Origin of the sequence: Pseudomonas sp. NBRC 111119, assembly GCF_001320125.1 — a bacterium.
GTDB lineage: Bacteria > Pseudomonadota > Gammaproteobacteria > Pseudomonadales > Pseudomonadaceae > Aquipseudomonas > Aquipseudomonas parafulva.
Genome location: NZ_BCAV01000075.1, coordinates 13,127 through 28,412 on the forward strand (window position 1 = coordinate 13,127; position 15,286 = coordinate 28,412).

The 15,286-nt window shown below is 64.6% G+C and carries 13 protein-coding genes; 7 read left to right on the forward strand and 6 right to left on the reverse strand.

Annotation, left to right across the window (positions count from 1 at the left end; translation table 11 throughout):
• Nucleotides 1-25 precede the first annotated feature (25 nt).
• From waaF to APH25_RS23900, 7 genes are read left to right on the forward strand one after another with little or no spacing between them, the layout of a single operon-like run.
• Entirely contained in the window at nt 26-1,075 is a 1,050-nt protein-coding gene (waaF, locus tag APH25_RS23870) for a lipopolysaccharide heptosyltransferase II (RefSeq protein WP_060483594.1), read from the forward strand.
• Nucleotides 1,076-2,134: a lipopolysaccharide heptosyltransferase I gene (gene waaC / locus APH25_RS23875; protein ID WP_028635263.1), complete on the forward strand. Its 1,059-nt coding sequence runs from the start codon at nt 1,076-1,078 to the stop codon at nt 2,132-2,134.
• Complete coding sequence (locus APH25_RS23880; RefSeq protein WP_060483595.1) at nt 2,134-3,258, forward strand: glycosyltransferase family 4 protein; 1,125 nt, start codon at nt 2,134-2,136, stop codon at nt 3,256-3,258. Before waaC ends, APH25_RS23880 begins: the two co-directional genes overlap by 1 nt.
• Nucleotides 3,255-4,061: a lipopolysaccharide core heptose(I) kinase RfaP gene (gene rfaP / locus APH25_RS23885; protein WP_028635261.1), complete on the forward strand. Its 807-nt coding sequence runs from the start codon at nt 3,255-3,257 to the stop codon at nt 4,059-4,061. Before APH25_RS23880 ends, rfaP begins: the two co-directional genes overlap by 4 nt.
• Complete coding sequence (locus APH25_RS23890; protein WP_028635260.1) at nt 4,061-4,795, forward strand: lipopolysaccharide kinase InaA family protein; 735 nt, start codon at nt 4,061-4,063, stop codon at nt 4,793-4,795. Before rfaP ends, APH25_RS23890 begins: the two co-directional genes overlap by 1 nt.
• Nucleotides 4,792-5,544 carry a lipopolysaccharide kinase InaA family protein gene (locus APH25_RS23895; protein ID WP_028635259.1) on the forward strand — a complete coding sequence of 251 codons (753 nt, stop codon included), beginning with the start codon at nt 4,792-4,794 and terminating at the stop codon, nt 5,542-5,544. Before APH25_RS23890 ends, APH25_RS23895 begins: the two co-directional genes overlap by 4 nt.
• Complete coding sequence (locus APH25_RS23900; RefSeq protein WP_060483596.1) at nt 5,544-6,986, forward strand: lipopolysaccharide kinase InaA family protein; 1,443 nt, start codon at nt 5,544-5,546, stop codon at nt 6,984-6,986. The genes APH25_RS23895 and APH25_RS23900 overlap by 1 nt, the downstream gene beginning before the upstream one ends.
• Here the strand turns inward: APH25_RS23900 and APH25_RS23905 are convergent.
• From APH25_RS23905 to APH25_RS23925, 6 genes are all read right to left on the reverse strand, one after another.
• Entirely contained in the window at nt 6,959-9,754 is a 2,796-nt protein-coding gene (locus APH25_RS23905; protein WP_082428428.1) for a dermonecrotic toxin domain-containing protein, read from the reverse strand. The genes APH25_RS23900 and APH25_RS23905 overlap by 28 nt on opposite strands.
• 70 nt (nt 9,755-9,824) lie before the next feature.
• The gene (locus APH25_RS25765) at nt 9,825-10,001 is read right to left on the reverse strand and encodes a hypothetical protein (RefSeq protein WP_177331223.1); all 177 of its coding nucleotides are present in this window, start codon (nt 9,999-10,001) and stop codon (nt 9,825-9,827) included.
• Entirely contained in the window at nt 9,998-11,110 is a 1,113-nt protein-coding gene (locus APH25_RS23910; protein ID WP_060483598.1) for a PepSY domain-containing protein, read from the reverse strand. Before APH25_RS23910 ends, APH25_RS25765 begins: the two co-directional genes overlap by 4 nt.
• Before the next feature lie 56 nt (nt 11,111-11,166).
• The gene (locus tag APH25_RS23915) at nt 11,167-13,599 is read right to left on the reverse strand and encodes a TonB-dependent siderophore receptor (RefSeq protein ID WP_060483599.1); all 2,433 of its coding nucleotides are present in this window, start codon (nt 13,597-13,599) and stop codon (nt 11,167-11,169) included.
• A 108-nt stretch (nt 13,600-13,707) separates the two neighbouring features.
• Entirely contained in the window at nt 13,708-14,664 is a 957-nt protein-coding gene (locus tag APH25_RS23920; RefSeq protein ID WP_060483600.1) for a FecR domain-containing protein, read from the reverse strand.
• Nucleotides 14,661-15,176 (reverse strand): RNA polymerase sigma factor, encoded by a 516-nt coding sequence (locus APH25_RS23925; protein ID WP_060483601.1) that lies wholly within the window; start codon nt 15,174-15,176, stop codon nt 14,661-14,663. The genes APH25_RS23920 and APH25_RS23925 overlap by 4 nt, the downstream gene beginning before the upstream one ends.
• Nucleotides 15,177-15,286 lie beyond the last annotated feature (110 nt).

The window sequence follows — 15,286 nt, forward strand, 5'->3', positions numbered from 1 at the left end:
CTCCCCGAGTGTTTCTGGACTAAGCATGAGAATACTGATCATTGGCCCCAGCTGGGTCGGCGACATGGTAATGGCGCAGACCCTGTTCCAGTGCCTGAAACAGCAGCACCCCGACTGCATGATCGATGTGCTCGCCCCCGAGTGGAGCCGGCCTATCCTCGAGCGCATGCCCGAGGTGCGGCAGGCGCTTAGCTTCCCGCTTGGCCATGGTGCGCTGGAACTGGCCACCCGCCGGCGCATTGGCAAGTCATTGGCCGGTCAGTACGACCAGGCCATCCTGTTGCCTAATTCGCTCAAGTCGGCGCTGGTGCCGTTCTTTGCCGGTATCCCTAAGCGCACCGGCTGGCGCGGCGAGATGCGCTTTGGCCTGCTGAATGATGTGCGCAAGCTGGACAAGGCCCGCTACCCGCTGATGATCGAGCGTTTCATGGCCCTGGCCTACGCGCCGGGGGCAGCGCTGCCGCAACCTTACCCGCGCCCCAGCTTGCAGATCGAAGCCCAGAGCCGCGACGCTGCCCTGGCCAAGTTCGGGCTGGAGCTGGACCGCCCGGTGCTCGCACTGTGCCCAGGTGCCGAGTTTGGCGAGGCCAAACGCTGGCCTGCCGAGCATTACGCTGCAGTCGCCGACGCGATGATCCGCCAGGGCTGGCAGGTATGGCTGTTCGGCTCGAAAAACGACCACCCGGTGGGTGAGCAGATCCGTGACCGGCTAATCCCTGGCTTGCGTGAAGAGTCGTGCAACCTGGCCGGTGAAACCTCCCTGGCCGAGGCCATCGACCTGATGTCCTGTGCCCAGGCCGTGGTGTCCAACGATTCTGGCCTGATGCACGTGGCAGCTGCCCTCAACCGCCCGCTGGTGGCGGTGTACGGTTCGACATCGCCTGGCTTCACACCGCCGCTGGCCGAACAGGTGGAAGTGGTGCGCACCGGCATCGAGTGCAGCCCGTGTTTCGACCGCACCTGCCGGTTTGGCCACTACAACTGCCTGCGCCTGCTGCAGCCAGGCAGCGTCATCGCGGCCTTGCACAGCCTGAGTGGCCCGGGGTTGATCGATGCTGTGGTCGAGGTCGAATAAGTGCGGGTACTGATCATCAAGACCTCGTCGCTGGGTGATGTGATCCATACCCTGCCGGCGCTCACCGATGCGGCCCACGCCATACCCGGCATCCGCTTCGACTGGGTGGTGGAAGAAGGCTTTGCCGAAATCCCCAGCTGGCACCCGGCCGTGGACCAGATAATCCCGGTGGCAATCCGCCGCTGGCGCAAGAACCTGTGGCAGACGCTGCGCAGCGGCGAATGGAAGGCGTTCAAGCAGCGCCTGCGCGCGCGCAAATACGACTTGGTGATCGATGCCCAGGGCTTGGTCAAGTCGGCCTGGCTTACCCGCTATGTCAAGGCGCCCATCGCCGGGCTGGACCGCTATTCCGCCCGTGAAGGCTGGGCCAGCCGCTTCTACGACCGGCGCCTGTCGGTTGCCGTCGGCCAGCATGCCGTGGAGCGTGTTCGCCAGTTATTCGCCATGGCCCTGGCCTATGACCTGCCGGAAGGGATCGGCCAATACGGCCTGGACCTCGACCGCCTGCAACTGCCACCGGCTGCACCCTATGTGGTGTTTCTGCATGGCACCACCTGGGCCACCAAGCATTGGCCCGAAGCCTATTGGCGCGAGCTTGCCGAGCGCATGGGCCGTCGCCGGCTGGAAGTGCGCTTGCCCTGGGGCAACCCGGCGGAAAAGGCCCGGGCCGAGCGCATCGCCCAGGGCTTGAACAACTGCCAGGTGCTGCCCAAGTTGAACCTGGCAGGCGTGGCCCGCGTGCTTGCCGCTGCCAAGGCTTGCGTCGCGGTCGATACCGGCCTGGGCCACCTGGCCGCAGCGCTCGATGTGCCGACCTTGTCGCTGTTTGGCCCAACCAACCCCGGCCTTACCGGGGCCTACGGGCGGACCCAGGTGCACCAGGCCAGTGACTGGCCGTGCGCGCCCTGCCTGCAAAAAAAATGCACCTACAAACCGAGCGCCGAAGACCTGCGCCGGTACGATCCGAACCGCGAGTGGCCGCTGTGCTTCACTCGCCTGAATCCCGAGCATGTGGCGAGCCGCTTGAGCGCGCTGCTGCTGGCTGAGGATGTCCGTTGATGCAACTGGCTTTCGTGCTTTACAAATACTTCCCCTTCGGTGGGCTGCAGCGCGACTTCATGCGCATCGCCCTGGAGTGCCAACGGCGCGGCCACCAGATCCGTGTGTACACGCTGATCTGGGAGGGCGACATCCCCGCAGGTTTCGAAGTGCTGGTGGCGCCGGTCAAGGCGATCTTCAACCACCGCCGCAACGAAAAGCTCACCGCCTGGATGCAGGCCGACCTGGCCAAGCGCCCGGTCGACCGCCTGATCGGCTTCAACAAGATGCCGGGGCTGGACGTTTACTATGCCGCCGATGGCTGCTTTGAAGACAAGGCCCAGACCCTGCGCGGTGGCCTGTACCGCCGCTGGGGCCGTTACCGGCACTTTGCCGAGTACGAGCGGGCCGTGTTCGACAAGCACGCCAGCACCGAGGTGCTGATGATCTCCGAAGTGCAGCAACCGCTGTTCATCAAGCATTACGGCACCCCGGTGGAGCGTTTTCACCTGCTGCCGCCGGGCATTTCTCAGGACCGCCGGGCCCCGGCGAACGCCGCCGAGATTCGCGCGGGTTTCCGCAAGGAATTCAACCTGGCAGATGACGAACTGCTGCTGGTGCAGATTGGCTCCGGCTTCAAGACCAAAGGTGTGGACCGTAGCCTGAAGGCGCTGGCTGCGCTGCCTTCGGCCTTGCGCAAGCGCACCCGCCTGATGGTGATCGGCCAGGATGACCCCAAGGTGTTCCAGCTGCAGAGCGCAACCCTGGGCCTGGGTGACCAGGTGCAGTTCCTGAAAGGGCGCAGCGACATCCCGCGGTTCCTGTTGGGTGCCGACCTGTTGATCCACCCGGCCTACAACGAGAACACCGGCACGGTGTTGCTCGAAGCGCTGGTGGCAGGCTTGCCGGTGCTGGTGTCCAAGGTGTGCGGCTACGCGCATTACATTGCCGAGGCCGAGTGTGGCCTGGTACTGGACGAGCCGCTCCATCAAGAGCAGCTCAACGGCTACCTGCAGCGCATGCTTGAAGACCCACAGGCCCGCGCCGACTGGTCGCGCAACGGCCTGCGCTTCGCTGATACCGCCGACCTGTACAGCATGCCGCAGCACGCTGCCGACGTGATCCTGGGGCAGGAGGGCGTATGAAGCTGATACTGGCCGAACCCTTCAAAAGCCTGTGGGCCGGGCGTGATGCCTTCGACGCCGTGGAAGCCTTGCAGGGCGAGGTGTACCGGGAGCTGGAAGGGCGTCGCACGCTGCGTACCGAGGTGGCTGGCGAAGGCTTTTTCGTCAAGATTCACCGCGGCATCGGCTGGGGTGAGATTGCCAAGAACCTGCTCACGGCCAAGCTGCCGGTGCTCGGTGCAGGCCAGGAATGGCGAGCCATCCAGCGCCTGCATGAAGTGGGTGTACCGACCATGACCGCCGTTGCCTACGGTGAGCGCGGCAGTAACCCGGCCACGCAGCACTCGTTCATCATCACCGAAGAACTGGCGCCCACCATCAGCCTGGAAGACTTCAGCCTCGACTGGGTGAAGCAACCGCCTCAGCCGCGCCTGAAGCATGCGCTGATTGCACGGGTGGCCGAGATGACCGGTGGCATGCACCGCGCCGGGGTGAACCACCGTGACTGCTACATCTGCCATTTCCTGCTGCACACAGACCGGCCGGTGACGGCGGATGGCTTCAAACTGTCGGTGATCGACCTGCACCGTGCGCAGACACGGGCGAAAATCAGCCGGCGCTGGCGCGACAAAGACCTGGCCGCCTTGTATTTCTCGGCCCTGGACATTGGCCTGACCGCCCGCGACAAGCTGCGCTTTTTGCGCGCGTACTTCCAGCGCCCGTTGCGCGAGGTGCTGCGGGACGAGGCCGCGCTGCTGGCCTGGCTGGAACGCAAGGCGCAGAAACTCTACGACCGTAAGCAACGCTATGGGGATGCACTCTGATGGCGAGTTGGACACTGGCGCCAGGTTATCAACATCTGGCGGCGGACTTCGGCAGCCTCGATGCGGTGTTTGCCATCCAGGGCGAGCGCCTTACCCGCGACCCGCTCAGCGAGGTGGTGCGGATCGAGCGTGACGGGGTCAACTACTACGTCAAACGCTACACCGGTGCCGGCAAGCACATGCGCCGTTATCTGGGCCGGCCGCGTATCAAGGCCGAATGGCAGAATCTCAAGCAGTTCGACAAATGGGGCATTCCCACGGCTGAAGTAGTGGCCTGGGGGCTTGAGCGCAACGGCCTGGCCTTTGGCCGCGGTGCCATGATTACCCGCGAGCTGCCCAACACCGAAGACTTGTCGGCCTTGGCCGAGCGCCATGATGCGCGCCTGGCCGACCGCGCGTGGGTCGACCATATCAGCCGCCAGCTGGCCCGCCACACCCGGGTCATGCATGAGCACCGCTTTGCCCACAACGACCTGAAATGGCGCAACCTGCTGGTCGACGACCAGGGCACGGTGTTCTTCATCGACTGCCCCACTGGCGACTTCTGGCGGGGATTCATGTGGCGTCACCGGTTGATCAAGGACCTGGCCTGCCTGGACAAAGTGGCCAAGTATCACTTGTCTGCCACCCAGCGCCTGCGCTTCTACCTGCAGTACCGTGAGCGCAACCGGCTGAACGACCGGGACAAGAAGCGTATCCGCCAGGTACTGGGCTTTTTCGAGGGAAGGGAATGACCGACTACGTGGCCAGCGACGACAGGGCGCTGCTCAAACGCCATGGCCTGGACGATTTCGAGGCGCTGTGGGCGTTGCAACTGGACGCGGTGGACGAGCCCAATACCGGCCGTGGTGGCTGGAGCAGCGTGTTCCGCCTGGAGCTTGAGGGCAAGGGTTACTACCTCAAGCGGCAAAGCGACTACCTGACGCGCACCCTGCACCGGCCGTTCGGCGAACCCACCTTCGCCCGCGAATTTCGCAACATCGTGCGTTACCAGAAACTGCACATACCGGCCCTGCAGGCGGTGTTCTACGGCGAACGCAAACAGGCTGGCCAGCACCGGGCGGTGCTGATGACCCGTGCGCTGGACGACTGGAGCGACTTAGACAGCCAACTGGCGCAGTGGGCGCAGCTGGGCGCCGCTGCGCGCGACGGCATGCTGATAGCGTGCGGCCAGTTGGCGCGTACGCTGCACGGCGCCGGCCAGGTGCATGGGTGCTTTTATCCCAAGCACATCTTCCTGCGCCAGCGCCGGGAAGGCTGGGACGCACAGCTGATCGACCTGGAAAAAACCCGGCCGTTGCTGTTCGGCATGCGTGACCGCCTGCGCGACCTGGAGCCATTGCTGCGCCGGGCGCCGGTGTGGGGTGAGCACGACGTGCGCACGCTGCTGGCGGCCTACCTGGCGCAGCCTGCAGGCAGCACGCTGGTCGACACTTGGCTGCAACGGTTGATGCAACGCCGCCATCACAAAGAGGCACGCTGATGCACCTGTCTGAACTGAAAGCGGCAGGTCGCCACCCGTCGCTGCCCCTGAGCCTGACCCTGGCAGATGCTGCCGGTGGTGCCGATTTGCAGTTGCTGAGCCTGCTGCGTGTGCTGCCAGGCCAGCGTTACGTAGGCGCGGGTATCTGGCGGGGCATTCCGGTGCTGGCCAAGCTGCTGGTAGGCAGCAACGCCGCACGCCAGTTCCAGCGTGAGCTGCAAGGGGTGAAACTGCTGGCCGAGCAAGGCCTGACGACACCGAAGCTGCTGGCTGACGGCCTGGTGGAAGGTGAAGGCGGCTGGTTGCTGTTCGAGTTTCTCGATGGCGCACAGAGCCTGGCTGATGCCTGGGCTGGCGTGGAACAACTGCCTGCACTGGCCGACGAACAACAGGCCGTGTTGGGCGAAGCGCTGACCGCCGTGGCACACATGCACCGGCAGGGCTTGTGGCAGGAAGACCTGCACCTGGACAACCTGCTGCGCCACGGCGGCAAGCTGTACCTGATCGACGGTGCTGGCATCAAGGCCGAAACGCCCGGTCAGCAGCTCTCGCGGCCTCGGGTGCTGGAAAACCTCGGGGTGTTCTTTGCCCAGTTGCCCAAGCGCCTAGAGCCCTTCATCGAGGAGCTGCTGGTGCATTACCTGCTGGCCAATGCCGAACATGCACTCCCCCTGGAAGCCTTGCAGAAGCAGGTAGACAAGGTGCGCGCCTGGCGCCAGAAGGACTACCTGGAAAAAGCCGGCCGCGAATGCAGCCTGTTCAGTGTGCAGCGCAGCCTGTCTGGCCTGCGCGCCGTGGTGCGCAGCGAGGCCCAGGCCATGCTGCCGGTGCTTGAACAGGCCGATGCACTGATCGAGCAAGGGCACCTGTACAAGACCGGCGGCGCGGCCAGTGTGGCGCGCATCGAGGTCAATGGCCGCCCATTGGTACTTAAACGCTACAACATCAAGAACACCGCGCACTGGTTCAAGCGGTTCTGGCGCCCGAGCCGGGCCTGGCATTCATGGATCGAAGGGCACCGCCTGCGTTTTCTGGATATCGCCACGCCGCGCCCCCTGGCGGTACTGGAGCAGCGGGTGATGGGCTTGCGCACTACGGCCTACCTGGTGACCGAATACATAGACGGGCCAGACCTCAGCGCCTGCTTCGCGCCGCACGTTGAAACGGGGCAGGCCCCTGAAGAGCAGGTTCAGGCGCTGGTACAGCTGATGCAGCGGCTGATCGCCGAGCGCATCAGCCATGGCGACTTCAAGGGCCATAACCTGTTCTGGCAGGGCGGCCAATGGTCGCTGATCGACCTGGATGCCATGACCCAGCATGCGACCCAGCTGAGTTTTGCCCCGGCCTATGCCCGCGACCGTGCGCGGCTGCTGCGCAACTGGCCCAGCAGCAGCGCCCTGTACCAACGCCTGGATCAACTGCTGCCCACGCTGACCGCGTAGCTCTGCGGTAGCGCCAGCCAGGCGCTGCTGCGCCCGGCCTGGCGCACACGCATACGCCACTGCTGGCCCTGCCAGCGCAGGATGGCCCAGGCGTAAACGGCGGCCGCCGAGGCGCTTCCCAATTGCAGGTGGTAGTGATCCACCAGCAGGTGCCTGCGCACGGGCAAGGCGTGCCCCCCTGCCAGCAGATAGAGCTGGCCGGTGCTGAGGTACAGGCCCGGGGTACCCGCAGGGGTGCCGAGTGGCACTTCGGCCAGGCGACAGCCGTCCAGCAGCGCTCCCAGGTCAGGCAGGCCGTCGTACCAGAGCACGGGCGAATCCACCACCCACTCACCGTCCTTGCGGCGCTTTACCGGCACCTTGGTGTACGCGTCGGGCTGGCGAGGGTCGACCACTCGCCAGCGATAGCCGTCGAAGGCGACCTGATACGTGCGGCCTGCCGAGTCCTTGATGAAGTAGAAGGTGACCCCAGGATAGGGGGATTTCTGTTCGTAGATGCCTTCCTTGTGAATACCGTCTACCCGGTAATGCAGCTTCTGGGTGTCTACCCGCAGTGCCAGCGCAGGCGGTAACAGCACAGGCGGCGTCGGCGGCATGCCCCTGATCGCCCTGCGCACTACGGTGGAGCCACCGATGCTGTTTATACCGTCGTTGACATGGGTAAAGGCTTCTACCAGATGCTTCAGTACACCCACACGATCTTCCTGCTTGTAGGCCTGGGTCATGTCCAGAACAGAGATCACTGCACGGCCGAATGACAGTGGTGTCAGCGCCCGGTTTGGCAGTACCAGGCTAACCAGGTCGAGCAGCACCCACAGGGCATGAAGGCTGAACTCGCCAAGCAGCTCCAGCTTGGTATTGGTGCTGGCATCCACCATGGCGAGTGCTGCCCGCACTTCGGCCAGGTAGCGGGCCTGCTGAAAATCGCCAGTGATGGCTGGCGTGGCGATTCTTGGCCCCATGCGGCCTTTCAGCAGGCCCCGTTCCAGCTGCGCATGGTCTGCCAGTGGCAGGCGCTCCTTTAGGTAGTCACGCAACAGGGGCTGAGTGCGCAATGTGCGCAGCAGGTGGCGAGCGTTACGGTACTCGCGCCAGGCCCGTCGGTCCGGTGCGTCGGGGGTGTACACCAGGAACCGCTGCAGGCCAGGGGTATCCGGTGTGATCAACACGACGCCCATGACTGTGTGACCGTCGATCAGGCATTGACGAACACTCAACCGGTGGCCGTGACTGTGCCGCTGTTCGCTGTCCGGGTGATCGATGACGGCCCTGCTCCAGGCGTAGCCCCGTTCGAACACATCTTCAAGATAATGCCCGGCGTAACGGGCCTTCGCTGCCTCGGCCTGCATGCGTGCCGTGCTGATCGCAATGTATTGCTGTTGACGCCACTGTGCATCGGATGAGTCCAGGAGGTGGGCGCGCAAGTACCGGCTGTAGGTTTCGCCCACATTCAGGTCGCGGACCAGTTGCTTGATCTGCGCGGGGGTAACCTGTGGGACGGCGCTGTTGTCCTCGCGGTGTACGCGTGCAGTAAGCCAGTAGTCGATGTCCAGCCAGGCAATATTGATTGCTGCCAGTTGGTCGAGGCGGTAGGTTTTGCCCACCAGTTCGATGGTGTCGCCGACCTGTGGGCGGCTTGCCGCCGGGATGTAGCCTGTGGCAAGGCCTGGGTGCAGTACGGGGCCACGCTGCCGGGCCATGGTTACGCTGACATACAGCTCGAGCGGATCGGCGTCGAACTGGTGGCGCTGGCGCAGGGCCGCGCGCAGGCGCTCACGGGTCCAGGCGCTCAGGCTGTTCTGGTCCAGAAACTGCTCGTGGCTGAGGATGCCAGGGGCGGCGGCGCGGTCGATGGCAATGACCAGTTCCTGCATGGTCTGCATCACATGGGTGAGGGCTTGTGGCGAGGCGTTCTTCAGCCAGGCCGGAGAATTGCGTTCCAGCAACAGGCCATAGCGGGTATGCAGGGCGGGCGGGCTGCCCGCCAGGGGTAGCAGGTCGGCAGCGTGTTCCAGGTGCTCGGCCAACTCGGGCCAGTTCACCTGGCCCGCTGGCACGGCTGCCTCCCATACGTGGGTCAGGCGTACACGCTGGCCATCTATCAGCACTTGGGCCTGGTGCTGCACCAGGTCGTCGTTGAACCACTCGTAGCGCAGGCGCTCGGCGTTGCGCGCCAGGTCGCGCGTTTGCTCATCAGGCAGATGACGCAACAGCGGTTGGCTCTGCAGTGGGTCATCCAGCCGTTCGCACAGCTCCACATGCAACTCCGCCAGGTCATCGAACGCCTCGATGCCGTGGGACAAACTGCACAGCAGCGCATATTCACTGGGTTGGGCCGGGTCTGGCATGCGCCCTTCAGGGCCACCTTCGATGATGATGAAGGTGCCGGGCAGGTAGCCACGCCAGTTAGGGGCGCTGATATCCAGCATGGGCCGGTAAACCTGTGGCCGCGTGGGGCTGGGCAGGTGCTGGCGCTGCCACGGCAGCGGCAACTCGATGCAGGTTTTCATCAACTCGGCGTGGTTCGAACCCAGGGTATGGTCGCCGATGCGCAGGTTGATCTGCGCCAGTAGCTGGGCGCGTAGCACGGCGGCCAGCCTGGCTTGGCGTGTTGAGGGGGTGGCGCCGGTGTCCAGCCAATAGGCGGCGAGGTCGGCAAAGTAACGCTGGCGGGCCTCCAGCCAGGGCAAGCGGGTGTCGGGTTGGGGTAGCGGGGCGAGCAGGTCGGCCAACTGCTGGTCGTAGGCGATGAATTGTTGCAGGCTCATGGGCAGCACTCTGTGGGGTGGCGCCATAGCCTGGTGGGCCTGGCAGGCTCAGGCGCGTTACCCGGCTACCTCAACGTTTGCCAAGGCCGTATACCCCCAGTACCGCTGGCAGGCCAAGGCCCAGCCAGGCCAGCATGTCCCATACGCCGTCGCCGAGCAGCGCGGCGAACAGCCCCGCCGCGCCAAGCACCGCGATCAGCCCTGGCCAGGCGAAGATACGCCACGTACTGCGTGAGCTGTGGCTCATGGTTTTTGCTCCCGCGCTCTGCGCTGCTTGCCCCACCATAGGTACAGGCCACTGAGCAGTACCACGATGGTCAGGGTATCGAGTACCGCCCACAACACCTGCATGGGCCGCCCGCCGTAATCGCCGAAGTGCAGCGGCTGCGAGAGCCCCATGGCATCCATGTACCAGGGGCGCTCACCAACGGCGGTCACCGTTAGGTTGCGGGCGTCGATCAGGACCGGGGTGAGCAGGTGCGACGTCAGATGGCTGGCACCCTTCATGAACACGGCGTAGTGGTGCTCGCTGGAAAAGCGCGTACCCGGGAAGGCGATGAAGTCTGCCTGCATGCCGGGTGCAGCCTGCTCGGCGATGTGCAGCAGGTGACTGGCCGGCGCCCGCTCGGTCAGCGGCGGGGCATCACGGTAAGGCGCCACCATGGTCACCAGGCTGTCGTTGCGCCAGGCGGCGATCACCAGGTCGGACAGTGCGCTGATCACACCCGTTACCCCGACCACCAAGGCCCAGGTCAACGTGACGATGCCAATCAGGTTGTGCAGGTCGAGCCAGCGCAGCCGGGTGGATTTGTCCCGGCGTACTGCCGCAAAGGGCAGCCGGCGCATGAACGGTGCGTACAGCACGGTGCCGGAGACGATCGCCACGATGAACAGCACACCCATGAAAGCGAGTAGCAGCTTGCCCGGCAGCCCGGCGAACATGTCCACGTGCAGGCGCAGCATGACCATCATGAACCCGCCATTGGCGGCGGGCATGGCCACGGCCTCGCCGGTGCGGGCGTCGAGCATGAAGGTGTGGGAGGCGTTGGGCTCGGTGCCGGCCGTGGCGGCGGTGATGGCAACCACACCGTCGGGTTCGTCGGCATCGAAGCCGAAGTACTGCACGACGTCACCCGGGCGGTGCTGTTCTGCCTTGAGCACCAGTTGCTGCAGGTCCAGGTGTGCAGTACCCGCAGCCATCTGGCGCAGCTCGGGCGCATCGCCCAGCAGGTGTTCCAGTTCGTGGTGGAAGATCAGCGGCAGGCCGGTAATGGCCAGCAACAGCAGGAACACCGTGCAGACCAGGCTGCTGTAAGTATGAACCGTCGACCAGCGGCGGATGGTTGGGCTTTTCATCGGGGTACCGGTTGGGGCGTTCAAGCTGGGAGGCCGCAACGCGGCCGCCCCGTTACTCAGAACTGGTAGGAAGCGCTGGCCACCACGCTGCGTTCGTCACCGTAGTAGCAGTAGTAGCTGTCGCAGGTGGACAGGTAGTCCTTGTTGAACAGGTTGGTGGCATTGACCGCAACCGACGCACCTTTGAGGCTGTTGGCAAGGCGGCCCAGGTTGTAATGCACGGAGGCGTCGAACACGGTGTAGGCATCCGCCTTGCCCAGGTAGGTGTTGGCCTGGTCGCCGTAGGTGTTGCCGGTGTAGCGCGCGCCCAAACCGATGCCGAAGCCATCCAGTACCCCTGCATGCCAGGTGTAGTCGCCCCATACCGAAGCCTGCTGGTTAGGCATGCGCTGCAGGCGGTTACCCTTGTAGTCGCCCTTTTGAACGTCCGACTTGGCCAGTGTGTAAGAGGCGATCACTTTGAGGTTTTCGTTTATATCCGACACCGCTTCCAGTTCCAGGCCACGCACCTTCACTTCGCCAGTCTGGCTGGTGATGGGGATCCCGCCAACCGTGTTGGTTACCGATACGTTCTTCTGGGTCAGGTCGTATACCGCCGCAGAAAGCAGGGTGCTGGACCCTGGCGGCTGATACTTCACCCCCAGTTCCCATTGCTTGCCTTCGGTGGGCTTGAACGACTCGGTAGGTGATGCCGTTGCGTTGAGGGTGGGCTGGAAGGACTCGGCGTAGGACAGGTAAGGCACGAAGCCTGAGTCGAACACGTAGCTGAGCGCAGCGTTGCCGCTGAACTGCTGGTCCCGCTGGGTATGGGTGGCATCGCCTTTATTGAAGAACTTGGTGCCCGTGTGCACCCAGTCCTCGCGACCACCCAGGGTCAGGCGCCAGTTGTCCAGTGCCATCTGATCCTGCAGGTACACACCGGTTTGCCGGGTTTTCTGGTTGTAGTCGTAGAACGCCGTGGAGCGGGGTGGACGGGTGATGGGCAAGCCATATACCGGGTTGCTGACGTTGCTGTCCGGCACGTCGAAGTCGTAGATCGACAGGTAGTTGGTATTGATTCGCTGGTGGTCCAGGCCTATCAGCAGGGTATGGCTGAGGGCGCCGGTGTTGAAGTCCCCCTGGAAATTGCTGTCCACCGCAAATTGGCTGATGTCTTCATCGGTGTTGGTGGACGTGCGCCGAACGGTGCCATCGTCGCTCACCGGCGGATTGTTGCTGCTGTAGCTACCAGGGGTAATGGTCTGGAACGCCAGGTCGGACTTGGTGTAGCGCACGTTCTGGCGGAACTGCCACACGTCATTCAACCGGTGCTCGAAGGCATAGCCCAGCGCGTAGTAAGTGCGGTCGTAGTATTCGTAGTCCGGGTCGCCCAGGTTCTTGTGGTGCGACACCTTGCCGAACGGCATGTCGATCTTGGTGCCTTGTACGGGCCGGAACTGGCTGGTGGCACCGGTATCGTCGCGGGTGAACTGGCTGAGCAGGGTCAGCGAGGTGTCTTCGTCGATGTTCCAGGTCAGGCTGGGCGCAATGTTGTAGCGCTTGTCGTCGATATGGTCGATGGGCGTACCGCCATCACGAACCACACCGCTGATGCCGTACAGCCATTGCCCCTGGTCGTCGATCTTGCCCGTGCTGGCAAAGTTGATCTGGCGATGGTTGTCGCTGCCATACTGCAACTCGATTTCATGACTGCTCTCGGCCTGCGGGCGACGGCTGACCATGTCCAGCAGGCCACCGGGCGGGGTCTGGCCATACAGCGATGAGGCCGGGCCGCGCAGCAGGGCCAGGCGGTCGAGGTTCCAGGTTTCGGCCTTTGGGTTGGCATACACGCCCCGCGGCAGTGGCAGGCCGTCGAGGAACTGGGTGGGTTCGAAGCCGCGCACGAGCATCCAGTCATAGCGGGTGTCGCTGCCAAAGCTCGCGGAGACGATGCCCGGCATGTAACGCACCGCGTCATCCAGGCTGTGAACGCCACGGTCTTTCATTTGCTCACGGGTGGCCACAGAGATGGAGCGGGGCACCTCGACCAGTGCGGTATCGGTCTTGGTGCCTGCCGCGGTGCGTTTTGCCACGTAGCCTTCCACCGGGCCCCAGGCATTTTCGCTGACGCTGGCGGCATCCACGGTGGTGGCCGGCAGGGCCAGGCTGCCCTGTGCAACCGCTACCAGGCTGTAGCTGCCCACGCTGCTCTGCTGCAACTGCAGACCACTGCCTTGCAGGGCGGCCTGCAGGGCGCCCAGGCCGTTGTACTGGCCATTGACCGGTGCCGACCTGCGGCCGCTGACCAGCGCCGGGTCGATGGCCAGGGCGATGCCGGCCTGGCTGGCGATCTGGTTCAGGGTGGCGGCCAGCGGGCCGCTCGGCAGCGCGTAGGCACGGGTGGTGGCCTGCTCGGCGGCCAGCAAGGCGGGGCTTGCCAGGGGCGCGCTCACGGCGATGGCCAGGGCCATCAGGCTGGGGCGCAGGATACGATCGACAGCTCGGGACATGCAGCGGCTCCTAGACGGATAAGTGCTAACTGCTTCCTTGCCGGGCGAGGTTTGAAAAGTGACAGGGGTAGGGCAAAAAATAATGGGCCGGTGCAATGCTTGGCCAACTTACCGGGGTGTGACGTTGACCCACCAATGGGTATGTCGCTCGATCTTGACCGGCAGCGCGGGTACCAGCGACTCCAGCGCCAGGTCAGTATCGGCCAGCGGGAAGCTGCCGCTTACCCGCAGGTCGGCGACCTTGTCGTCCACGCCCAGATAGCCGCTGCGGTAGCGCCCCAGGGTGGCCAGCAGATCGGCCAGGCGCATGTCTTCCACCACCAGCATGCCGCGGGTCCAAGCATCTGCGCCGGGCGCCACGGCGCCGATCTGGCCCAGGCCATTGGCGTTCATCAGCACCTGCTGGCCCTCGCTCAGCACCTGCTCATCACCGCTGTTGGAGGGCCGGGCGCCTACCGAGGCCTGCAACACCTCCAGGCGCGTGCCTTCGGCCTCCCGGCGTACCAGAAAACGCGTGCCCAGTGGCCGCAGGCGGCCGTCATCGGTGCGTACCAGCAGTGGGCGCGGGTCTTCATGGCCGGTCTCGATGGAGATTTCACCCTGGTGCAGCACGATTACCCGCTGCTGGCCCTGGTAATTGATATCCACGGCGGTGTGGGTATTGAGGCTGAGCAGGGTGCCGTCTTCCAGGCGCAGGGTACGCAACTCGCCGGTGGCGGTGCGTTGGTCTGCCAGCCAGTAGCTCGGCGCCAGCGAGGGCGCGCCCACCCACGCCAGCAAGGAACCGAGCAGGAACACGCCTGCCAGCCCCCCGCCAAGCTTGCTGACACGCTGGCGCAAACCTGCCCGCGATTGCTGCAGGGCCTGGCGTGCCGGGCCTGCGGCCGCGCTGACGCGCGTATCCAGGGCCGCAAGTTGGCGCCAGGCACGGGCATGTTCATCGCTGGCGGCGTGCCAACGCATGAAGGCACTGCGCTCATCCGGGGCTGTGCCAATGTCGTCCAGGCTGAGCTTCCAGGCGATGGCGGCCTCCAGCACCTTGGCCGACACCGGTGCGTTGTTCACGTAGGCTCCCCATACAGAGCCACGTAGCACTGGCGCATGCCCTGGGCGATGTACTGGCGCACCCGGGATACCGATACCCCGAGGCGTTCGGCGATTTCGGCGTGGCCCATGCCGTCGAGGCGGTTGTGCAGGAAGGCTGCGCGGGCCTTGCTGGACAGCTTGCCCAGCAGGCGGTCGATGGCTTTGAGGTCTTCGAGGATGAGGGGCTGCACCTGGGGCGAGGGGTGTTCGGCAGGGGGCAGCTGCGCAAGCTCGGCCAGGTAGGCTTGCTCCAAGGCAGCGCGGCGGAAGTGATCGAACATCAGGCCCTTGGCCACCGCAGCCAAGAACGCCCGTGGCTCACGCGGGGTTTGCAGCTGCTCACGGCCGAGCAAACGCACGAAAGTGTCCTGGCTGAGGTCTTCGGCACGTTGCCGGCAGGCCATGCTGCGTTGCAGCCAGGCGAGCAGCCAGCCGCGATGGTCGCGGTACAACGCACCGACCAGATCGGCGTGTGGGCTCTGAGCAGGCAAGCAGCGTCCCCCCTGGAACGTATGCACTAACTAACGATAACTATTCGCGATTGTTACAGAGGCGCGGGGGGATGTGCAATGGACGGTCATCGGGTACCCAGCCTTTAAGT